General features: G+C 67.5%; 22 protein-coding genes. 11 read left to right on the top strand and 11 right to left on the bottom strand.

All coding sequences use genetic code 11. From position 1 onward, the window contains the following. Positions 1-36: 36 nt before the first annotated feature. Positions 37-537 carry a GNAT family N-acetyltransferase gene (locus N2L00_RS02460; protein WP_255766638.1) on the bottom strand — a complete coding sequence of 167 codons (501 nt, stop codon included), beginning with the start codon at positions 535-537 and terminating at the stop codon, positions 37-39. A gap of 197 nt (positions 538-734) precedes the next feature. Here N2L00_RS02460 and N2L00_RS02465 point away from each other — a divergent pair, with 197 nt between their 5' ends. The 3 genes from N2L00_RS02465 to N2L00_RS02475 all read left to right on the top strand — a co-directional run bounded on the left by N2L00_RS02465 (position 735) and on the right by N2L00_RS02475 (position 2,335). Then, positions 735-1,286: a hypothetical protein gene (locus tag N2L00_RS02465; RefSeq protein WP_255863749.1), complete on the top strand. Its 552-nt coding sequence runs from the start codon at positions 735-737 to the stop codon at positions 1,284-1,286. Further along, a complete protein-coding gene (locus N2L00_RS02470; RefSeq protein ID WP_255766640.1) occupies positions 1,286-1,822 on the top strand; it encodes a hypothetical protein in 537 nt (178 codons plus the stop codon). The genes N2L00_RS02465 and N2L00_RS02470 overlap by 1 nt, the downstream gene beginning before the upstream one ends. Before the next feature lie 93 nt (positions 1,823-1,915). Continuing rightward, the gene (locus tag N2L00_RS02475; RefSeq protein ID WP_227922892.1) at positions 1,916-2,335 is read left to right on the top strand and encodes a hypothetical protein; all 420 of its coding nucleotides are present in this window, start codon (positions 1,916-1,918) and stop codon (positions 2,333-2,335) included. Positions 2,336-2,363: 28 nt separating this feature from the next. Here N2L00_RS02475 and N2L00_RS02480 read toward each other — a convergent pair whose 3' ends face one another. Further along, positions 2,364-2,894: a hypothetical protein gene (locus tag N2L00_RS02480; protein WP_260554468.1), complete on the bottom strand. Its 531-nt coding sequence runs from the start codon at positions 2,892-2,894 to the stop codon at positions 2,364-2,366. 132 nt (positions 2,895-3,026) lie between these two features. On the opposite strand from N2L00_RS02480, the gene N2L00_RS02485 reads away from it, so the two are divergent. From N2L00_RS02485 to N2L00_RS02495, 3 genes are read left to right on the top strand one after another with little or no spacing between them, the layout of a single operon-like run. Further along, the gene (locus N2L00_RS02485; protein ID WP_255863751.1) at positions 3,027-3,692 is read left to right on the top strand and encodes a peptidyl-tRNA hydrolase; all 666 of its coding nucleotides are present in this window, start codon (positions 3,027-3,029) and stop codon (positions 3,690-3,692) included. A gap of 42 nt (positions 3,693-3,734) precedes the next feature. Continuing rightward, positions 3,735-4,994: an MFS transporter gene (locus N2L00_RS02490; protein WP_255863752.1), complete on the top strand. Its 1,260-nt coding sequence runs from the start codon at positions 3,735-3,737 to the stop codon at positions 4,992-4,994. A gap of 50 nt (positions 4,995-5,044) precedes the next feature. Beyond that, positions 5,045-5,812 (top strand): SDR family NAD(P)-dependent oxidoreductase, encoded by a 768-nt coding sequence (locus N2L00_RS02495; RefSeq protein ID WP_255863753.1) that lies wholly within the window; start codon positions 5,045-5,047, stop codon positions 5,810-5,812. A 19-nt stretch (positions 5,813-5,831) separates the two neighbouring features. Here the strand turns inward: N2L00_RS02495 and N2L00_RS02500 are convergent, their stop codons facing one another. Genes N2L00_RS02500 through N2L00_RS02510 form a run of 3 tightly spaced genes read right to left on the bottom strand, consistent with a single transcriptional unit; the run spans position 5,832 to position 9,209 of the window. After that, on the bottom strand, positions 5,832-6,590 hold the full coding sequence (locus N2L00_RS02500; RefSeq protein ID WP_255863754.1) for an SDR family NAD(P)-dependent oxidoreductase: 759 nt from the start codon (positions 6,588-6,590) through the stop codon (positions 5,832-5,834). A 22-nt stretch (positions 6,591-6,612) separates the two neighbouring features. Further along, complete coding sequence (gene nhaA, locus N2L00_RS02505) at positions 6,613-8,439, bottom strand: Na+/H+ antiporter NhaA (RefSeq protein WP_255863755.1); 1,827 nt, start codon at positions 8,437-8,439, stop codon at positions 6,613-6,615. A gap of 2 nt (positions 8,440-8,441) precedes the next feature. Next, on the bottom strand, positions 8,442-9,209 hold the full coding sequence (locus N2L00_RS02510; protein ID WP_255766647.1) for a tyrosine-protein phosphatase: 768 nt from the start codon (positions 9,207-9,209) through the stop codon (positions 8,442-8,444). A gap of 160 nt (positions 9,210-9,369) precedes the next feature. Between N2L00_RS02510 and N2L00_RS02515 the strand changes: the two genes are divergently transcribed. After that, entirely contained in the window at positions 9,370-10,896 is a 1,527-nt protein-coding gene (locus N2L00_RS02515; RefSeq protein WP_255766648.1) for an acetyl-CoA hydrolase/transferase family protein, read from the top strand. A gap of 22 nt (positions 10,897-10,918) precedes the next feature. On the opposite strand, the gene N2L00_RS02520 is transcribed toward N2L00_RS02515, so the two are convergent. The 3 genes from N2L00_RS02520 to N2L00_RS02530 are packed head-to-tail and all read right to left on the bottom strand — an operon-like array spanning position 10,919 to position 12,476. Beyond that, positions 10,919-11,299 (bottom strand): RNA-binding S4 domain-containing protein, encoded by a 381-nt coding sequence (locus N2L00_RS02520; protein ID WP_255766649.1) that lies wholly within the window; start codon positions 11,297-11,299, stop codon positions 10,919-10,921. Between the two features lie 13 nt (positions 11,300-11,312). Then, on the bottom strand, positions 11,313-12,182 hold the full coding sequence (locus N2L00_RS02525; RefSeq protein ID WP_255863756.1) for a restriction endonuclease: 870 nt from the start codon (positions 12,180-12,182) through the stop codon (positions 11,313-11,315). A 3-nt stretch (positions 12,183-12,185) separates the two neighbouring features. Further along, positions 12,186-12,476: a DUF1540 domain-containing protein gene (locus N2L00_RS02530; RefSeq protein WP_255766652.1), complete on the bottom strand. Its 291-nt coding sequence runs from the start codon at positions 12,474-12,476 to the stop codon at positions 12,186-12,188. 136 nt (positions 12,477-12,612) lie between these two features. Here N2L00_RS02530 and zapE point away from each other — a divergent pair, with 136 nt between their 5' ends. Then, positions 12,613-13,683, top strand: coding sequence for a cell division protein ZapE (gene zapE, locus N2L00_RS02535; RefSeq protein ID WP_255863757.1), 1,071 nt, complete (start codon positions 12,613-12,615; stop codon positions 13,681-13,683). On the opposite strand, the gene N2L00_RS02540 is transcribed toward zapE, so the two are convergent. From N2L00_RS02540 to N2L00_RS02550, 3 genes are all read right to left on the bottom strand, one after another. Further along, positions 13,684-14,661, bottom strand: coding sequence for a transposase (locus N2L00_RS02540; RefSeq protein WP_255863758.1), 978 nt, complete (start codon positions 14,659-14,661; stop codon positions 13,684-13,686). It abuts the gene before it with no gap. Beyond that, positions 14,658-15,029 carry a DoxX family protein gene (locus N2L00_RS02545; RefSeq protein WP_255766656.1) on the bottom strand — a complete coding sequence of 124 codons (372 nt, stop codon included), beginning with the start codon at positions 15,027-15,029 and terminating at the stop codon, positions 14,658-14,660. The genes N2L00_RS02540 and N2L00_RS02545 overlap by 4 nt, the downstream gene beginning before the upstream one ends. A 146-nt stretch (positions 15,030-15,175) precedes the next feature. Next, positions 15,176-16,153 carry an aldo/keto reductase gene (locus N2L00_RS02550; protein ID WP_255863863.1) on the bottom strand — a complete coding sequence of 326 codons (978 nt, stop codon included), beginning with the start codon at positions 16,151-16,153 and terminating at the stop codon, positions 15,176-15,178. Positions 16,154-16,289: 136 nt separating this feature from the next. Here N2L00_RS02550 and N2L00_RS02555 point away from each other — a divergent pair, with 136 nt between their 5' ends. The 3 genes from N2L00_RS02555 to N2L00_RS02565 all read left to right on the top strand — a co-directional run bounded on the left by N2L00_RS02555 (position 16,290) and on the right by N2L00_RS02565 (position 20,589). Next, positions 16,290-17,807, top strand: a complete 1,518-nt coding sequence (locus N2L00_RS02555; RefSeq protein WP_255863759.1) for a CHAD domain-containing protein — start codon at positions 16,290-16,292, stop codon at positions 17,805-17,807. Positions 17,808-17,820: 13 nt separating this feature from the next. Next, positions 17,821-19,386: an MFS transporter gene (locus N2L00_RS02560; RefSeq protein ID WP_255766658.1), complete on the top strand. Its 1,566-nt coding sequence runs from the start codon at positions 17,821-17,823 to the stop codon at positions 19,384-19,386. A 129-nt stretch (positions 19,387-19,515) separates the two neighbouring features. After that, positions 19,516-20,589 (top strand): peptidoglycan bridge formation glycyltransferase FemA/FemB family protein, encoded by a 1,074-nt coding sequence (locus N2L00_RS02565; RefSeq protein WP_255863760.1) that lies wholly within the window; start codon positions 19,516-19,518, stop codon positions 20,587-20,589. The last annotated feature ends 102 nt before the right edge of the window (positions 20,590-20,691 follow it).

Below are 20,691 nucleotides of genomic sequence, written 5' to 3' on the forward strand. Positions count from 1 at the left end.
ACAGTGCCAGCGCAAGGAGCCGGTAGTCAACGCGCGCTACGGCAAAGGCGGCAAGGCACGCTTGAACCCGAGGTGCGAGGCTTCAAAGCCCAGCCGCCGGTAAAAGCGGTGTGCGGACTCCCGCCGGGCATTGGAGGTGAGCTGGACCAACGTGGCACCGTTACGCCGGCCTTCGGCAACCGCCCAGTCCATCATGGCCGCACCCAGCCCGTTGGACCGGAGACCGGCCCGCACATGGACGGCTTCAACCTGTAACCGGGTTGCCCCGCCGACGGCCAGGCAGGGGATCAGGGTCAACTGCAGTGTCCCGGCAATCTTCCCTGCCGGGTCCTCGACCGCGGCCAGGAAGTTGGCCGGATCCGCGGCAATGGCCTCATAAGCGCGCAGATACGGCTCCAGGGGATGGACGCCCGGCGGATCGGACGGGGACGACGGCGTGTCGGCCAGCAGCAGCCGAACGATCGGGCCGACGTCGTCGCGCTCTGCCCTGCGCACCCGGTAGGAGCCGCCGAGCAACGCGGCGGGACGGATTTCCATGCCCGCAGTCTTCCACACGGTGGCAAACCGGCTCCATCCATTGACCGGGCGGCCCGGGCGCAGGCAGGGTTAATGGACCGGATGACCGTTGCCGCCGTCAGGACCCGTTTCTGCTTTGAATCCGATGCGGCACTCTTTCCCGGTCAGACTGTAGAGAGGCAGCTGTGGGCGAAAACCTGAGGCGGGTCCAAAGGATAGTGCAGGTACAGTTCGGGGTTCCCGAGCCCCCGGACAGCTACTCCGAGACCTGTGCCCGGCTCGATGCGGCGATTGCCGTCACCGCGGCACGCCAGGACGTGCTGCGGAACCAGGTCCGCGCGGCATGGGAAGTGGCGCGGCACTACGGTGCGGTCACGCGGTCCTACGAAACCCGGTTGAAAGCGTTGGAAGCCGTTGTTGCCGAGGAACGGCTGACCGCAGGCCAAGCCGTCAGCCTCGCCGCGACCGCGCGCCGCATGCATGACCTTGCGGTACGCGTTGAAGCCACGGCGCGCCACCATTTTGAGGTTGTCCGTGCGAAGGAATCCCGTGTGGAGGAATTGATGCAAAAACTGACAAGTTCGAAGTCGCAGCTGAAGCTGGCGCAAACGGCGGAGAACCATCGAAACCGGCTGCGCTCCCTCGAAGCGGCCGTCGAGCAGGACCCGATGATTTATAACCGAAGCCGCTCCGACCACGAGCTCCACGAGGCGGCCAGGCTGGCCCGCGAAGCAGAGGCATTGGCCGGGCTGAAGGGAGGGTGGTCCTGATGGCCGCGCAGATCCAACCGATACTGGTCACCGTTCCGCTCAGTCCACGGCACCCCCACTCAGTGCGAACCATCGTGGGCCTGAGCGTGGCCGCGATGCTGTTCCTCGTGATGGGCGGCGGTGACCTGATTGCACTGCTTATCGCCTTCGGCTTTATCGTTCAGCCCGTCCAGGCAGTCACGGACAAACTCATCCGGTGGCCGCGGCAGGACCGTGCGGACGCAGAAGCCCTTACCCGAGTGGTCCGCGAGTACTTCTACAACGCACCCGCGGTGGACGCCAAAGGCGTCCGTGAACTGGTGGCGAAGCGGCAGCTGCAGGTCAACGACGACGGCGGCGGGCAGCTGCGCCTGGCGCTGACCGGGCGGCGGAAGCCTACTGCGGCGGGCAGCAGGCCGGAGGCCAGGCTGTCCTTCAAGTGCGGCGACGTGGGGCTGATGGACTTCGACCGGCTGCTGCAGAACGCCGAAAACGATCCGCCGGTCCGGCGCGCAACTGATCGGATGCGCCGTCCGGGCACCGGGGCGGCCGCCTGAAGCGGTGCCCGCACGGTGTGCCCCGGCGGTGTGTCCTGGCAGGGTGCGGGGGCGGCGGCAAGGTTTGTGCCCAGCGGCTGAGAACATAGAAGTATGCAGACACTCAGCCTCAAGGAAGCCACCGCCCTCGCAGAACAGGCAGCAGCCGTAGCCGAGGCCCATATTCCCTACGGCTCCGGGCTGGGTGCCCCCGCTTCCTTCACGCTTGCCTGGCTGATGGCCTCCGCCGGGCTGGAGGGCGTGCGCGTGGCCAGCGGAAGCTCGGGCATGGGCGATCACTTCTGGGTGGAGACGGATCAGTGGCGCATCGACCCGACCCTGCGCCAGTTCGCCCGGCTGAATGGCCGTCCGCTGGTGGAACCGGTCAGCGAACCGGGCAACTTTGCCGCCGTCAAATACCACGCCGTGCCCGGTTCCCGGCAGGAGGCGGTGCGGGAGGTCTCCTACGGGTTCCGGAACGCGGCCGAGACCGAGGACTTCGTCAATGAGATGGCTGCGGCCATCCGCCTCTAGCCGGCGAATGACCCATGCCGGCGATCAGTTACTGCCCGAACTCTTCCCCTGCGAGAGTGATCAGCTCTTCCTCATTGGCCCTCACATCCACCGGGCGTTTATCGGACAGGCGCCGGTGGGATGTGTAGAACCACAGGGCAATCCGCTCATCCGGCCAGCCGGCTTGGCGGCCCATCCGGACCACATCCTTAACCGTGGGAAGCACCCGCTCAGCATTCCAGTCGAACTGGAAACCGGGATACAGGAACTGCTCTCCCCGCTTGACCACCAGGATCCTCCCCTTCCCGGTGAGCTGGCGGGCCATCGAATTGGGGCCGCCGCCGAAGCCCAGCTGCTGGGCTATCTGGGCCACGGTGTACAGGCCGTCCTCCCGTTCCATCGACTGCCACTGCGCCTCCGGCCCCACCGCATCGGCTTTCCCCGGGCTGCGGGAAGAATCAGGGCCGCGGGAAGGCTCAGGATTGCTCGAAGAACCAAGCCTCGGGGAAAATCCGGGTGCCGGCCGCGGGGGAAGGGAACTGTGTTTCTGGGGTTGTTTCCGGGTTTCGCGATCGCTCATGCCGCGCACGCTACCGCGGCGGCGGGAGCAGGGGCAGAGTAGCGACGAGATCCAAGGGTTCGACGGCGGGCCGGTCTCCGGAGCGGGGCACACCGCACGGAGTCTCCCGGCGGAACATGGAAAACTGGAAGCATGCAGCCGTTCGACAAAGTCCAGCCCATCGTCCTGCTCGTGGACAAGACTGATCCCGCCGCCCACCGCGACGCCGTGGCCGCGGCCGCCGTCGCCAGCGTCCGGGCCTACACATCCACCGAGGGCAGCGAAGCGTGGGAGAACTGGTTGTACGGCCGGTTTACGAAGACCGTCCGCCGGGCCAATCCCAGTACCTTCGGGCGGCTGGCTGCTGAAGCGCCGTCGGGGGCGGTGACGGTGGGCCGGGCGCAGGCCATCGCCTTCGAACCGGTCACCTACGACCAGATGCCCAAGAACCTCGCGAAGCTGCAGGTTTCCGGCACCCAGCTGCCGGATGACGCCCCGGTGCCCTGGCCGGGAAACGCCCCGGTGATCGTCCTGAACGCAGACCTGGACATGTCGACCGGCAAGGCCTCCGCCCAGGCAGCGCACGCGCTGCTGTCCTGGTACCTGCAGCTGGACCCGACCGCCCGGCAGGCGTGGCAGGACGCCGGGGAACCTGCGGGAGTCCGCTTCACGGCCGGGAAGCTTTTCGCCGAGTCCGCCGCCCGCCCGGGAGCCGGACCGCTGATCGTCGACGCCGGAATGACGGAGATTGCCCCGGATACCGCGACGGCGTTCGTGGAGTCGGCCAGCTTCAGCCCGGCTGCCGGGCTGCCCGTCTGACACATAGGCCCCGGGTGCCGGCGCCATGATAGAAAGACTCGGGTGAGCGAGACCAAGGGGACACCGGCAAACACCACCGCAGGCGGCCGCACCCTGCCGATCTGGCTGGTCGGCATCGCCGTGGTTCTGGTCGCCGTCAATCTGCGGCCCGGCGCGTCCTCCATCGGACCGGTCCTCGCCGAGCTGCAGGCCGCACTGGACCTGGACGCCACCGCCGCCGGAGTGCTGACCGCGCTGCCGGGACTGACCTTTGCCATGGTGGGGGCGCTCGCCGTCGCACTTTCGCGCAAAACCGGCATCAACGGCGCCATTGTCCTGGCGCTGGGGGTGGTGGCAGCAGGCCTGCTGGCACGGGCGCTGGCAGGCTCCGCCGTGCTCTTCCTGATGCTTACCGTGCTCGCCTTCGCCGGCATGGCGGTGGGCAACATCCTCGTCCCCGCCTTCATCAAGCGCCACGGCGGGTCGCGCCTGGCCCTGCTGAACTCCGTGTACGGCACCACGCTGGCCCTGGGCGCCAGCCTGCCGCTGCTGCTGGGCGGCGTGCTGGCCGGCAGTGATCCGGCCGGCTGGCGGCTGAGCCTGGGGGTATGGGGCGCAGCGGCCGTGGCGGCGTTTATCCCGTGGATTCTCGTGGCGCTGCGGGCAGGCCGTGACCCGCTGGCGGCAGGCGAGCCGCGCCGGACGAAGGGCGCCCGGATGCGTTCGTCACGCACCGCCGTCGCCCTGAGCATCTTCTTTGGCGTTCAGTCCATGCACGCCTACGTCCAGTTCGGCTGGGCTGCGCAGATCTACCGCGACGCCGGACTGGAACAGGCGCACGCCGGACTGATGGCCGCGATCATTGCCGGGCTTGGTATCCCGGGCGGCCTGATCATGCCGGTGCTGGTGGCACGCTCGCCGCGCCTGCGGACCTACATTGTCGGCCTGGGTGTCTGCATGGTGGCCGGCTACAGCGGGCTGCTGCTGGCAGCGGACACGCTGCCCTGGCTCTGGGCGCTGTTCCTGGGCGTTGGCGGGTTCGCGTTCCCCACCGCGCTGGCACTGATCACCGCCCGCTCCCGGGAACCGCGGGTCACCGCGCAGCTCTCGGGCTTCATCCAGCCCGTCGGCTACTTGCTGGCCGCCATGGGGCCGTTCGCCATCGGCGCCCTGCACGATGTCTCCGGCAGCTGGACCCTGCCGCTGGCACTCCTGATTGCCTCCGCCGCCGTGATGGTCGGAGCCGGCATCCGTGCAGCCGCCCCGCGGTTCGTGGACGATGAACTGGCCGCGGTGCCGAAACGCCCGGTGATAGGTTCGTAAGGACTGGCACTACCGCTGGCACCCTGCTTAGACATGAGGAAGGCTTGCACATGAATAACCGTTTTGAGGGCAAAGTCGTCATTGTTACCGGCGCCGGATCCGGCATCGGCGAGGCCGCGGCGCGGGGCTTCGTTGCCGAAGGAGCCACCGTTGTCCTGACCGACACGGTGGCAGAGAAAATTGCAGCCACCGTCGCCGACCTGCCTGAGGGCACGGCCACGGCCGTCGTCGCCGATTCCGCCAACTGGGACGATATCCGCAAACTGGTCGAGGACACCGTGCAGCAGCACGGGCACCTGGACGTCCTGGTGAACAACGCCGGCACGCTGGCCAACGGGCCGGTCGAAGAGACCGACGTCGAGGAATGGCACCGCGTCATCGAGACCGACCTTTCGGGCGTCTTCTACGGCACCAAGGCCGCGATACCGCACCTGATCGAATCCAAGGGCTGCATCGTCAATACCTCCTCCGTGTCCGGCATGGCAGCTGACTGGAACATGAGCGCCTACAACGCGGCCAAGGGCGGGGTAAACAACTTCACCCGCGCGGTGGCCCTGGACCACGGCAAGGACGGGGTCCGCGTGAACGCCGTGGCTCCCGGGCTGATCTGGACCGACCTGGTCGAGGACAAGAAGGACGACGAAGAGCAGAAGGCGAAGTTCGCCGAGCGGATTGCCCTGGGCCGCCCGGGCCAGCCGGACGAGGTAGCGGACGCAATCCTGTTCCTGGCCTCCGACGCCGCCCGGTTCATTACCGGTGCGATCCTGCCCGTCGACGGCGGCACCACGGCGAGCAACGGACAGCCGCAGCAGGCCTAAGGGCCGGGCCCCGCGGAAGTCAGCGCAGGTGCGAGGCGCCGTTGACGTCGATCACCGTGCCGCTGACCCACACCGGAGCCGCCGTGGCGAGCCAGGCTACGGTCGCAGCCACTTCCTCCGGCTCCGCGACCCGGTTGAACGGACTCTGCGCCCGGATGGCTGCACCGCTGGCCCCCTCCAACGCGGGGCGGCCCATCCGGGTGTCCACGAATCCCGGTGCGACGGCGGCGGAGAAGATCCCATGCGGCGCCAGCGCCACGGCAAGGGACTGGGTGAGGGAGTGCAGCCCGGCCTTGCTGGCGCCGTAGGCGGCGTTCTCCGGCTCACCGCGGTAGGCGCCGCGCGATCCCACATTCACCAGCCGCCCGCCCGCCGGACCCGCGGGCCGTTGGACCAGGTGCTCGGCCATCAGCCGGCAGAGGTTCGCCGGTGCCAACAGGTTGATGTCAATGGTCTGCCGCCATGCCTCGTGCCAATCGGCAAAAGACCCGGACAACACCGGCTGGGCCCGGAAGATGCCCGCGTTGTTCACCAGGACATCCAGGCCGCCGAGCTGATCCACGGCCTCGGCGAAGATCCGCTTGCACTCCGCGGGGGAGGACAGGTCCCCGACGACGACGGCGTGGCCCGTTCCGGGCAGCGTATCGGCAACCCGGCGGGCGGCGTCGGCGTCGTGCCCGGCGTGCACCGCCACGGTGTGGCCGGCGTCCGCGAGGGCGGCTGCGATTGCTGCTCCGATGCCCCGGCCTGCGCCGGTGACCAATGTGTTTGTACTCATCGACCGAGCGTACCGGCAGGCCCTACGGTACGGCGGAACGTGATGCTTCCAGGGCGCGGATCAGGGTGGCGGCATCGTAGGGGCCGTGGTGCCTGCGGCGCCCGATGAAGAAAGTGGGAGTTCCGTGCAGGTCCATTGACTCGGCGTCCAGGGCATCATCCAGCACACGGTTGCTGACCTCTGCCGAACGCAGGTCCGCTTCGAACCGGTCCATGTCCAGCCCCAGGCTCTCCGCTGCACCCAGCAGATCTTCGGGGAGCAGATTGTCCTGGTGCTCGAAAAGGTGCGCGCTGTATTCCCGGAAGCGCCCCTGCCGGTCCGCGGCCTCTGCCGCCTCGGCGGCCGCAACGGCATTGGGATGGACCCGGGACAGCGGCAGATGGCGCCAGACATAGCGCAGCTCGGCACCGAAATGCCCGCGCACTTCCATGATGGTCCCCGTGGCCCGGCTGCAGAACGGGCACTCATAGTCCCCATATTCCACAAGGGTCAACGGAGCATCTGCGGGGCCCACCACATGGTCCCGTGCCGGATCCACCGGCCGGGCCAGCACCTCACCCGGGGGAACGGCAGGGCGCCGTCCCTCCACTGCCCGGAAAATGATGGTTCCCGCCGCGAACGCCAGAAGTGATCCGGCCAGGACCGCCACCCGCGCTTCGTTCTGCACCGCGGGGTCTTCGATGGCGAGGCCGATGATGAACAGGGAGATGGTGAATCCGATGCCGGACAGGGCGGCGCCGCCGGCGATGCGGCCCAGGGTCAGGCCGGGGCCGAACTCGCCGATCCGCAGCCGTTGCAGCACTGCCGCAGCACCGAAGATGCCGATGAACTTTCCCAGTACCAGGCCGCAGACAATGCCCCAGGCGAGCGGAGAACGCAGGGCTAGTTCCAATGTTGGCCCGTCCAACCGCACTCCGGCGTTGGCAAGGGCGAATACGGGCAGGATCAGGTAATCCACGTACGGGGTGTAGGCACTGTGCAGGCGTTCGTTGATGGAGAGGGACTCCCGCACGCTGTGCACCGCTGCCCGGGCGTACCGGGAATTGGGGGACTGACGGAAGACACGGGTCTGCTCCAACGCATGCTCCACGTCCCTCCGGGCGGGCGGAAACACGGGGACCAGCAGGGCAATGCCGACGCCGGCCAGGGTCGGATGCACGCCCGAGGCGTAAAAGGCCAGCCAGACCAGCACCGCCAGCACCGCGTACACGGCGCCGCGACCGTACGGCAGGTACCGGGTCAGTGCGACGGCAGCCAGCCCGACGAAGGCCAGCAGCAACGGCACGGGTTCCAGATGGTCGGTGTAGACCAGGGCAATGATGCTGAGCGCGGCAACGTCGTCGACCACTGCGAGGGTCAGCAGGAAGATCCGCAGCCTGCCGGGAACCCGAGGTCCTGCGACGGCCAGCGCGCCCAGCAGGAACGCGGTGTCGGTGGAGATGACTACGCCCCACGCACCTGCATTCTCCGTGCCGGACGTGAACAGCAGGAAGACTCCGGCGGGCACGGCAATCCCCGCGGCCGCGGCGACCACCGGAATCACCGCCCGGGACCGGTTGGTCAACTCCCCGAGGGCAAACTCCCGCCGCACCTCAAGTCCCACAACGAAAAAGAACACGGCCATGAGTGCATCGTTGACCAGCTCCCGCGTGGTCAGCTCCAGATCCATGCTGCCGGCACGCACCTCGACGGTGGATTCCCAGAACTCCTCGTAGGAGGCGGCAAACGGTGCATTGGCCCAAAGCACCGCCAGAATGGTTGCCAGCAGCAGCAGAGCGGCAGGACGCTTTTCCGCGCCGCCCCTGCCGGTGGCAGCGGTGGTGGCAATGCGGTGCGGGCGGGCCGGCATGGCTACACCTGGGCGGGTACCGGCTGCACCAGCTTGCTGCGCAGGCGGCCGATCAGATCCGACGTGAGGCCGCCGGAACGAAGCACCGCGGCAGCGCCGCCCGCCCTGCCGTCAAGGGTTGCCAGCATGGACCGCATCGCAGCCGGGTGGGCGGCCAGCACGGGATGATCTGCAGGGATGTCATAACCGCCGCTGAGCTCAGCAAGTCCCAGCCGTCGGTAGACCTCCGGGAGCCGGGCCTGGGTCCGGGCGTAGTCCTCGACGACGGCCTCCGGCTCCGCACCCAGCACGGTCAGCAGCGCTGCGGCGAACAGGCCCGTTCGGTCCTTGCCGGCGGCACAGTGGAACAGGACAGCACCGGGGGAGTCGGCCACAGCCTGCAGCCCCCGCACCAGGGCCTCTTTCCGGGAGACGAAAGTCTTCGCGTACCACTGGCCCACCTGCGCCGGGGAACGGACCGACTTCAGGAGTTGCCCCGCCAGTTCAGGCGGGGCGTCCATGGAATCGGTCAGGGGCAGGGCCAGATACTGCACCGGGTGGTCTGCGGACGGACCGCGTCCGGTGCGTTCCGCTTCGTCGGCCGAGCGCAGATCAATGATGGTGCGCAGGCCCGCCTCCACGAGTTCGGCTACCTGCTCCGCGGTGGTGGTCGCGACGTCGTCGGCCCTGAGCACCAGGCCCGCGCGGATCTTCCCCCCGTCCACTGGAATTCCGCCCAGGTCCCGCAGGTTCGCCAGCGGCGTCGGGGCAGGAATGATGGGTTTCGGCATGACAGGTTTCCTCCCGGGTGCCATCCGCCGGGCATGGCCGGCGGCGCTTGTGGCCACCATCTTAGGCACGATCGGCTGCGTGTGCCCCGACACCCGACTATGAGGCACGGCTCACAGGGCGATAGGGTGAATTCGATCTCGTTCTCTGAAAGGCCTCTCCATGCACCGTCGCATTTCCCATCCCGGACTCCAGAAACTCGTTATGACCGCCGAACAGGCAGCGGCCATGATTCGCCCGGGAATGACCGTGGCGATGAGCGGTTTTACCGGCGCAGGCTATCCCAAGGCCGTTCCGCAGGCGCTCGCAGTCCAGATGGAAGCCGCGCACGCAAAGGGCGAAGACTTCCAGATCAAGGTCCTCACCGGCGCCTCGACGGCCCCGGAACTCGACGGAGTGCTGGCCAAGGCAGACGGCATGGAACTGCGCCTGCCCTACCAGTCCGATCCCACGCTTCGGAAGCGGATCAACGACGGCGAACTCGAGTACATCGACATCCACCTCGGGCACGTGGCCCAGTACACCTGGTTCGGTTTCTACGGGCATGTGGACCTGGCCGTGATCGAGGTAGTCGGCATCAACGAGGACGGCAGCCTCATCCCGTCCTCCTCCGTGGGCAACAACAAAACATGGATTGAGCAGGCAGACAAGGTCATCATCGAGGTGAACCGCCAGCAGCCGGAGGCCATGGACGGCATGCATGACGTCTACTACGGGACCGCACTGCCCCCGCACCGCAAGCCCATCATGCTGGTGAATCCGGATGACCGCATCGGGGAGCCCTACCTGCGCCTGGACCCGGAGAAGGTCATTGCCGTCGTCGAAACCGACGCACCGGACCGCATGACTCCGTTTGCAGCCCCGGACGAAACCTCGCAGCAGATCGCCGGGCACCTGCTGGACTTCTTCGAGTCCGAAATCAAGGCCGGCCGCCTGACCAACAAGCTCCTGCCGCTGCAGTCCGGGGTGGGCAACATCGCCAACGCCGTGCTCGCCGGGCTCTCCACCGCCGGGTACACCGGGCTCACGGCCTACACCGAGGTGATCCAGGACGGCATGCTGCACCTGATCCGGGACGGGGTGATCCGGGTGGCCTCCGCGACGTCGTTCTCGCTCAGCCCGGCCGGCATCGAGGAATTCAACTCCAACATCGACTTCTACCGCAAGCGCATCATCCTGCGGACCCAGGAGATCTCCAACCACCCCGAGCTGATCCGCCGGCTGGGCTGCATTGCCATGAACGGCATGATCGAAGCCGATATCTACGGCAACGTGAACTCCACCCACGTTGCCGGTACGGCCATGATGAACGGCATCGGCGGCTCCGGGGACTTTGCCCGCAACGGCTTCCTCTCCGCCTTTATGTCCCCGAGCACGGCCAAGGGCGGGAAGATTTCCGGGATCGTGCCCATGGCGGCCCATGTGGATCACACCGAACACGACACCATGCTCATCATCACCGAGCGGGGCCTGGCGGATCTGCGCGGCCTTTCCCCCAAGCAGCGCGCCCGCGTCATCATCGAGAAGTGCGCGCACCCGGACTTCCAGCCGCTGCTGCAGGACTACTTCGAGCGCGCCAGCCGGGACAGCCTCGGCAAGCACACCCCGCATCTGCTGGACGAGTCCCTGTCCTTCCACCAGCGGTTCGTGGAAACGGGTACCAGCCTGCCGCAGCCCGCGGTTCCCTAGGCGCGAAGCCGAGGGTGCGGGCCTAGCTCCCGCGCAGCCGGTCCAGCTCGCGGCGGTCCTTCTTGGTGGGCCGGCCGGCGCCCCGGTCCCGCACCGGAATACCCAGTGCCGGAGCTGCCGGGCGGGCCGGCGTGGTGTCCGTGAAGCAGTGCGATGCCGCCTCGGCACCCACCCGTTTATTGATCAGCTGCCGTACCTCGAGGATCCGTTCGAAGCCGGGCTGCCGGATCCGGACGGTGTCCCCGGGCTGCACCGGCTGCGCTGCCTTGGCCGGATTGCCGTTCAACCGGACATGGCCGGCGCGGCACGCTGCTGTGGCCGCGGACCGGGTTTTATAGGCGCGGACCGCCCACAGCCAGGCATCCACCCGGACGGTTTTGGAAGTGCTCGCTGGAATGCTCATGGGAGTTCCGAGTCTAGCGAAGTCCGCGCAGCCGGGCGGCGTCGTCCAATGCCTGCTGCTGCTCCGGGCTCACCAGGGACCCGACGACGACGGCGTCCGCGCCCACTGCCCGTGATGCTGCATCCGGTGCGGCGGCAAGCAGGCCGCGCACCTCGGCGGGGGTGTAGGGGACCGGAACCCGGGTATGCGCCACGGCGTGGCACGTGGGACACAGCGGCACCAGATCCGAGGCCGGATCCAGTGCGTAGTCGGCGGGCAGGTCCGTGCCCGGCACCAGATGATGCACCTGCATCAGCGCTTCCGTCCCCGGACCGTACCGCTGTGCGGGGACCAGCCCGCAGGCCGCACAGCTATTGCCGTGGAAGGCCAGGCACAGCCGGCGGGCCTCGGCGTTATGCTCGTAGGCATTGACGCGCTGCAGGCCCAGTGCTTCGGCGGCAATGGTGCCCGGCGGAGGACTCAGCGGATCCGGGCCGGCGCCGAGGAATCCCGACCACAGCCGCCGCAGTGCCGGCACGGAAGCTGACGGTACGGAAGCGGCACCGTCGACCCGGGGCAGGTTGGGCACATCTTCCTCGAGGAGCGACGCCGGTACTTGCTCACCAAGGGGCAGCAGCCGGTCGAAGTCCACCGTCACGACGTCCGCTGTGTCCCCTGATCCGGACGGCACAACGACGCCGTGGCCCACCAGCCCCCGCTGCCCCCGCCTACTGCCGCGCAGTACGAGCCATACCTCGGTTCCGGCAACCGGCGGGAATCCGGCCATCGGGGGCATGCTCCGGCGGAAGGTCCCGCCGTCGTTCACCGCCGCTACTGCCGGACCGTAACCGCCGGGCCAGGGATCCGGGAGGTCCGGATTCCATTCGAATAGGACTGATGCCACCGGTTAGCGGGGCTGGTAGGTGAGGCAGTCAGCGAGTTCCGCGCCGGGACCCACCCGTACATCACGGGCGTCGCACATGAGGTGGTCATTGAACCGGCACTCATTGCGCTGGCACGCACCTACCTGGGCGAGGACCTTGGGCAGGCCGCCGGTGGCCGATGTGTCGATGAAGGTGGCGCAGCTGGCGTGATCGGGTGAGCCGCCCACCGTGATCGCGTAGGCGGTGCATCCCTCATGGTTGAAGTCGCAGCTGGATACGGTGCAGTCCTGCACCTGGGCAACGTGGTCGGTCATGGTTCCTCCAAAAGGCGGTCATTCGTTCCGTGCCTGGCTTCGAACGTACCACCGCGGTGCCGGAATAATTAGCGCGAATTTCCCTGCCTTATTTGACCGGTTTGGCCGGTGCCGTCCGGTTGGGTAGAACGGAGGGATGACCGCAATGCAGGCCCCGGGCGCCGCCGACGAATTCCAGCTCGCAGCGCAAGCGCAGGGCCTGGCCCTGGATGCCGCCCAGCTGGCCGTCCTTCCGGCGCTTGCCGCGGCTGCCGCGGCGGCCCGATCCGCCGAACCCGCGCCGGACAATACCTCCGTCTACCTCTGGGGCCCGCCTGGGCGGGGGAAGACCTGGCTGCTGGACACGTTGTTCGATTCCGTGGACATTCCGGAGAAACGGCGGCTGCATTTTCATGACTTCTTCCGGGAACTGCACGCACTCGTTTTCGCCGGTTACGGAAACCCCGGCTACCGGCAGGATTCGGCCTTCGCTGCGGCCCTGGACCAAATGCTGGGCCGGGTCCGGCTGCTGTGCTTTGACGAATTCCATGTGAAGGACCCGGCAGATGCAGCCTTCATTACCCGGCTGCTCCGCACCGTGCTGGACCGCGGCATCGTGTTGGTGGCGACGTCCAACTATGCGCCGCAGGAGCTGCTTCCGGATGAGATGTTCCACCATCTCTTCGAACCCGGCATTGCCCTGATTGCCGGACACCTGCAGGTCCTGGAGCTGGACGGGGACACCGATTACCGGGCCGTTGCAGGGCCCCGGAGCGCGTCGGGTTTCGCCGCCGGGTATCACCTGCGCAGTGACGACGACGTGCTGCTGGCCTCGGCCGGGCTGATCCCGCCAGGCGCAGCGGAAGCGCTGCAGCTGACCCCGGGCACCCGGACGCTGGATGCGCTGCGGGCGGACGGCGGGCAGCTGTGGTTCGATTTCGAGGACCTGTGCCATGCGCAGTCGGCCACCTCCGATTACCTGCACCTGGCGCAGACGCACCGGCACTGGGTAATCAGCGGCGTGCCCCCGACCGAGGGATCGAATCCCTACGGCTGGCAGCGCTTCGGCAACGTCGTGGATGTGCTCTACGACGCCGGCTGCCGCCTGGACGTCATCGGGATGCCGGATTACGACGGCGTGTTCCCCGGGATAGCCCATCCCACCGATCTGGCGCGGATCCGCAGCCGGTTCGGGATGCTGCAGCAGCTGCCCGGACACGGAAGCTAGTTACGGCGTCCCGCCGTCGGAAAGGTCCTGGGCGTCGGCGAGCTTCTGCCGGGCCTTTTCCGCCGTGCGCCGGGCGGCACGGGCCGTGCGCCGGGCGTTGTCCCGCTCGCGTTCCAGCTTCCCGGAGCGTCGGTCCACGGTTGCGACCTCCCGCTCAAGCTGCCTGATCCGCTCCCGCAGTTCGTCGATTTCATCCGTGAGCTCGTCCCGGCGGCCGGCGGACTCATCCACTTCCCGCTGGGCCGTGTCCAGTGCTTCCTGCGCCCGGCGTTCGGCGCCTGCCGCTTCCTCCAGGTCCGTCTCCGCCTTCCGGACCGCCCGCCGGGCCTCGGCCTGCCGCCGTCGTACTGCGGCGCTGTCCGAGCTCCCGCCCTTGTCCTTCGCAGTCCCGGCCCCGTCCGCCGCCGACCCGGACCCCGCCCTGCCCCCGGCGCCGTGGGAGATCGAGTCCGGGTCGGCAACGGCACCGTCCAGGTCCACCTCTTCCCACCCGCTGGCGGCGAGGGAACGGACCAGCTGGCCGCTGGCAACGGCGTCGGCCGCCGAGGGGTCGGTCATCGCGGCCCAGAGCGTTTGTTCGGCTTCCGCCGCCAACGATTCGCTCACCGGGTGGTCCAGTTCGGAGGCCAGGTCCCGGGCTTGGCGGACAATCGCGCGGAGCAGGCGCTGGCGTTCGGTGCTTAAGCGGCGCAGCTGCTTCTGGTCCAGGTCCTCCTGGGCTTCGCGCAGCGCAGCTCCCAGCTCCAGCACCTGTTCCAGGTCCTCCCGCCGCTGGTGCGCCAGCAGATTCACGAGCCAGGCCGCCGTCGAGGGTTTGGGCAGCGCCTTGATGCGTTTGGCGAGTTCTTTGTCCCCGGCCCGCCCGGCGTCGGCGGCGCGGGCGTTGCGGGCAGCGGTGAATTCAGCCGGCAGCAGCGCGTAGAGCTCGACGACGGCAGCACCGAGCGGCGGCGGGGAGTGCGGATCCGCACTGCTCACCCGAAGACACCAAACCGGCCCAGCGCCACCACCAGCGAAAGCACCATCAGAATGACGCCCAGGGCAATCCGGTTGCGTTCACCGCGCCTCGCGTGGACCAGGACCGCCAGCGCCATCAGGAGGGTCAGTGCAGAGGCAGCTATCGGCGTCAGTACGGGCAGGACACCGGTCGCCTCGGGGATGACCAGCCCGGCGGCTCCAAGGACTTCGAGGACGCCGATCAGTTTCACGGTGGCGGGGGAGAAGTCCTCGGGCCAGCGAAGGTTCTCCCGGAGGCGTGCATAGCCCTGGAAGATCTTTACGAAGCCGACTCCGGCAAATAGAAGTGCCAACAGCAGTTGAACAAGCCACAAGACCAGAGACAGCATGGGTACCTAAGCGACTTTCTGTATACGGGCAGGAGTCAGCACATACAACACGGTGGAACCATTGGAACCAGTGGAACCATCACAACCCAAGCATGGTCTGCCGTCCGGGAACTGCGCAATAACGGGCGTGGCGCAGCGCAGGTCGCTCAGAACCCGGCCACGGGACGGGGACGGTAGTACTCCTCGAGCGCGCTGAATTCCTCTTCGGTGAGCTGGATGTCCAAGGCCTGGATGTTCTCATTCAAGTGGGAAGCGGCCGTGGCGCCGATGAACGGAGCCGTGACCACCGGGTTGGCCAGGACCCAGGCCAGGGCGACCTGCGCCCGGGTGGCGCCGAGTCCTTCGGCTACGTTCCCCACTGCATCGGTGATGCTGCGGTCCACTTCCTCGTTACCCCGATAGAGCATCTGGCCTTGCTCGTCGTAGTCCTGCCGGACCGTCCTCGTCCCCCAGGGGCGGGCCAGGCGCCCGCGCGCGAGCGGCGAATAGGGCAGTGCCCCGATGCCGCGGTCCGCGCACAGCGGGTACATCTCCCGTTCCTCTTCGCGGTAGAGGAGGTTGTAGTGGTCCTGCATGGTGATGAACTGCGCCCAGCCGTGCTGCTCCTGCAGGAAGAGGGCTTTCGAGAACTGCCAGGCGTGCATGCTTGAAGCGCCCAGGTACCGGACCTTGCCGTCCCGGACCAGCTGGTCGAGGGTCCCCAGTGTTTCTTCCAGCGGCGTGGTGCCGTCCCAGCGGTGCACCTGGTAAAGGTCGATATAGTCCGTGCCCAGGCGCCGCAGGCTCTGCTCCACCTGCCACAGGATGTGTTTGCGGGACAATCCCCATCCATTGGGGCCCGGCCCCATTTCGCCGTGGACCTTGCTGGCGATCACCACCTCTTCCCGCCGGCAGAATTCCGCGACGGCAGCTCCGAGGATTTCCTCGCTGTGGCCGGCGGAATACACGTTGGCGGTGTCGAAGAAATTGATGCCCAGCTCCACTGCGTGCCGCAGCAGGGACTTGGCCTCCTCCTCGCGGATGGTCCATCCGTGCGCGCCGCGGTCCGGATCGCCGAATGCAAGGCAGCCCAGCCCAAGGGCCGAGACAGTTGCCCCTGACTTGCCGAGCTTGGCGTATGTCATCGAGTTCATCCGCTGGCCTCCGCTGCTGCAGTGCCGGTTCATTACCGCACGATGCTACCGGGATGCGCCCCGGCTCCGGTAGGGAGGAGGCCCAAGGACTCCCGGCAGCGGCCGTTGCGGTCCTATACTGGCGCACATGGCCGCCGGAACAGGTACCGCAAGCCGCTTCTTGGTGCATGTTGCATTGGTGCTGCCGCCGCTGCATGAGTTGTCGGGTGTCGCCAAAGTGGCACAGCCCAGGGAAGGCCGGCGCACGGAGGTCCGGTATGACACTTCGGACGGTTCCCTCCACAGGCACCGGTTCAGCCTCTCCCGGCATACCGACGACGACGGCGGCACGCGCTGGGAGCGCAGCGCCCCCTCTCTGGAGCCTGCTGTCCGGTCCAGCAACACTGCCGAACCCGAAGCAGGGATTCCGACGGAACTGGTGGAGGACGTCCAAGCCGTGGTTCGGGGCCGGGAACTTGCGCCTGTGCAGACCCTGGTCACGCGCTACCTGGAGTACGACCTGCTGGACAGTGCGGGCACGGTGCTTGCCCGGGTCACCGATGAAAGCACCAGGACAAACGACGTAGAAGCGGAGCCCGGCGGACCGGGCCGGCGGGTCTGGACCATTTCTTCCGACCACAATGCGCTGGGCACGGAGGCTGGAACCATGTTCCTCGCTGCCGGTGCCGTGCCGGCGGGCCCGGAGGCAGGTGGGGGACGGGACGCGGTCCGGCACCCGGAGAGGGCCGGCGCGGGCACCGGGGGAGCGCCGGACGGAACAGACGCCGACCTCCTGGACGCCGGCAGCCCGGTGGCGCTGCTGCTGCTGGAGTATCTGCGCGAACAGTTCGAGGAGTTGCTGCGCCACGATCCACGCGTACGGCGGGGAGACACTGACGGGATCCATAAGATGAGGGTTGCCACCAGGCGGCTGCGCTCGGCACTCTCCAGCTACCGCAGCACCATGGACCCCGAGCCGGGGCGCTCGCTGCGCGGGGAACTGCGGTGGATCGCCCGGGTGTTGGGGGAGGCCCGGGATGCGCAGGTGATGCGGCACCGGCTCCAGGAACTGATTGCATCTGAACCCGCTGACCTGGTGATGGGGCCGGTTGCCGCCCGCGTGGATGAGGAACTGCTCCATGACTATCGGCAGGCCTACGGGCACGTCCGCGAAGCACTGCACTCCCAGCGGTACTTCCAGGCATTGGACGGACTCGAAGCGCTGCTGGACCGCCCGTTCTGGACGGAAACAGCGAGGAAGCCGGCCGGTCCGGCCGCTGCCCGCATCGTCCGGCGGGACCGGAAAAGGCTGCACCGCCGGGTACGGGCCACACGGACATTGGCGGGCGAAGACTACGCGGAAGCGCTCCATGACGCGCGCAAGGATGCAAAACAGCTCCGCTACGCAGCCGAGGTCTGGGCACCCGTCCAGCCGAAGGAAGCGAAGGAAATGGTGGACGCCGCCGAGCATGTGCAGAAAGTCCTCGGTGAGTACCAGGACAGCGTGGTGACGCAGGCCTATCTGCGGCGGATGGGGGCAACAGCGTTGGCCGCCGGTGAGAACGGCTTTACCTACGGGCGGCTGCACGCCTTGGAACAGGCCTCTGCCCAATCGGCCCGGGAGCGCTTTGCCCGTGCGTGGAAAGGCTTCCCGTCCAGCCCCTGAGGGAGTGAATCGAATGGAATCGCCCTGGGCGCCGCTGCGCCGGCGGATGTTCCTCATTCTGTGGCTTGCCCAGTTGGGATCCAATATCGGCACCTGGATGCAGACCGTCGGGGCCCAGTGGTTCCTGGTGGAATCCAGCAAAAACCCCGCCCTTGTATCCCTGGTCCAGACTGCCAACCTCGCACCTTCCCTTCTGCTGGGCCTTATCGCAGGGGTCCTGGCGGACGCCTTCAACCGGCGCCGGCTGATCCTGGGCGCCAACATCTTCGCCGCCGGCGCTGCCACCGTGCTGACGGTCGTGGCCGCGATGGGCCTGCTGGACCCGGATTCGCTGTTGCTCTACACCTTCCTCATCGGCTGCGGCATGGCGCTGAGCGCCCCCGCCTGGCAGGCCATCACCCCTGCACTGGTGCCCCGGGAAGAGATCCAGGCGGCTGCGGCGCTCGGCAGCGTGGCGATGAACACGGCCCGTGCCGTTGGTCCCGCGATTGCCGGTCTGCTGGTGGCCCTGACCGGTCCAGCCTTTGTGTTCGGCTTGAACGCACTGTCCTTCGTGGGCACGGCCATTGCCATCTACAGTTGGCGGGCTCCCCAGCGGGATCCCGTCGAACGGGAACACGTGGGGGAGGCGCTCGCCGCAGGTATCCGCTACATCCGTGCTGCACCGCTCATCCGCCGGATTCTCCTACGGTCCGGTCTGTTCATTTTCCCCGCCAGCGCCCTCTATGCGCTGCTGCCCGTTGCCGCCAACGGCCATCTCGGCCTGGGGTCGGCAGGATACGGGCTGCTCCTCGGGGCGCTGGGTATCGGTGCCGTGCTGGGTGTCCTGTTCCTGCCGCGGCTCCGGACCGTCCTGAAGGACAACACACTGCTGGGCATCAGTGCCGTGGTCTTCGCGGCCGGGGCCTTCGCCTCGGGCTACCTGCCCGCGTGGGCCGTTGCCGTGCTGTTGGTCTTCGCGGGGTTCGCCTGGATCTCCACGTTCTCCACCTTGAACGCCGCAATGCAACTGACCCTGCCCGAATGGGTGCGTGCCCGCGGCCTGTCTGTGTATCTGATGGTCGCCTCCGGCACGCAGGCCGTGGGCGCCGTTTTCTGGGGATCGGGTGCCACCGGAGCCGGCTACGCTCCTACCCTGGCTTTTGCCGCCGGCGTGCTGTTGTTGGCCGGGGCCAGCGTCCTGGTGCTTCCGTTGCTGCCGGGCACCGGACGCCTGGACCGCAGCGTAGCCGGCACGGAACTGCAGCTTCCTGCCGGCCAGGAACCGGATCCCGGCGCCGGACCGGTGACGGTCCTGATCTCCTATGAGGTGCCTGCGGACCTCAATGACGAGTTCGTGGCGGCTATGCAGTCGGTCCGGCTGTCGCGCATGCGCACCGGCGCCACGGACTGGGAGCTGGTGCACTCGGTCACTGACCAGGACCAGTTCCGGGAGATCTACGATGTGCCCACCTGGCGGGAGTACCTGCGGCAGGAACAGACGCGGACCACGGGGGAGGACCGCCGGATCATCCAGGCTGCATGGGACCTGGCCGAAGTGGAACCGCGGGTCCGCTGGTTCCTTCCTGCGTCCACTTGAGCGTTCGGCCCGGCGGCAGTGCAACGGATAGACTGGGACCCGGTTCGAAGGCCGTTTCCGCGGCGGGCCGGCGCGTTGGTAACGATGCGCTGAAAACGATGCAGTGAACAAACCATTAGTTGAGGTATTTTGCGAGATTTTAGTGCACGCCTGGCCACTGCCGAGGAGATCGCCAACTGGGACAAGCACGTGCTGGCCAACCCCGGCGGCGGCAATGTCCTTCAGTCAGCGTCCTTCGCGGAAGTGAAGTCCCACCACGGCTGGAATCCCGTCTACCTGGCCTTCACCGGACCCGATTACGTGACCTACACGTTGGCGATCGAGAAGAAGGTCCCGGCCCTCGGCAGCCTCTGGTACCTCATCAAGGGTCCCGACGTCGCCGCACCCGAAGATGTGCCGCTGGTGGTGAACGCGCTGGCACGGTTCATCAAGGAGACCCGCCGCAAGGTTTTCGCGATCAAGGTTGAGCCGGACATCGTGGACAGCGAAGAGGTCCAGGCCCTGTTCACGGGGGCCGGATTCATCAAGACCTTCAACCTGCAGCCCAACGACTCCACTGCCCTGCTGGACACTACGCCGGACGAGGAGCAGCTGCTCAAGAACCTCTCCTCCCGGGGCCGGAACGCGGTCCGCCGGGCGATCCGCGAAGGCGCGGATGTCCGCCGGGTCGAGCCGACCGAAGAGAACATGCGGATCATGTACCGCCTGATGGCCCACATCGAGGACCGCTCTGCGGCGCGGCTGCGCTCCTACGAGTACTACCACCGGTTCTGGTCCAACTTCGTTGCTGCCGGGCAGGGACGCTTCTACTTCGCATTCGAGGACGGGGAACCCACTGTGGGTGCCTTCGTGATTGCCTACGGCAACAAGGGCACCTACAAGGACGGCGGGTCCAAGCCGCGGCGCTCCCAGTACGGGGATTCGCACCTGGTCCAGTGGACCGCGATCACCGAACTCAAGAAGGAGTGCGGCATTGTCCAGTACGACTTCTGCGGCACACCGCCGAGCAACCAGCTCAAGGACAAGAGCCACCCGCATCACGGGCTGGGTCTGTTCAAGACCAGTTTCTCCAAGACGGTCACGGATTTTGTCGGTTGCTACGACTTCATTGTGGATCCGATCCGCTATCGCATCTGGAACACCATCGGCGAACGCGTGGCGCGGCAGATTTACTGGCGCCGCCACCAGCAGCCGTTCTACTAAGCAGCAGTTCCACCAGGCAATAACCCGGGCGGGTCCCGGAACAGGCGAAAGGGTGAATCCTTGGAGAACACAGCCGATCCGGGTGGGCGCAAGCCCGGATCG

The sequence above is a fragment of the Arthrobacter sp. zg-Y1171 genome, from assembly GCF_025244845.1.
Taxonomy (GTDB): Bacteria; Actinomycetota; Actinomycetes; order Actinomycetales; family Micrococcaceae; genus Arthrobacter_B.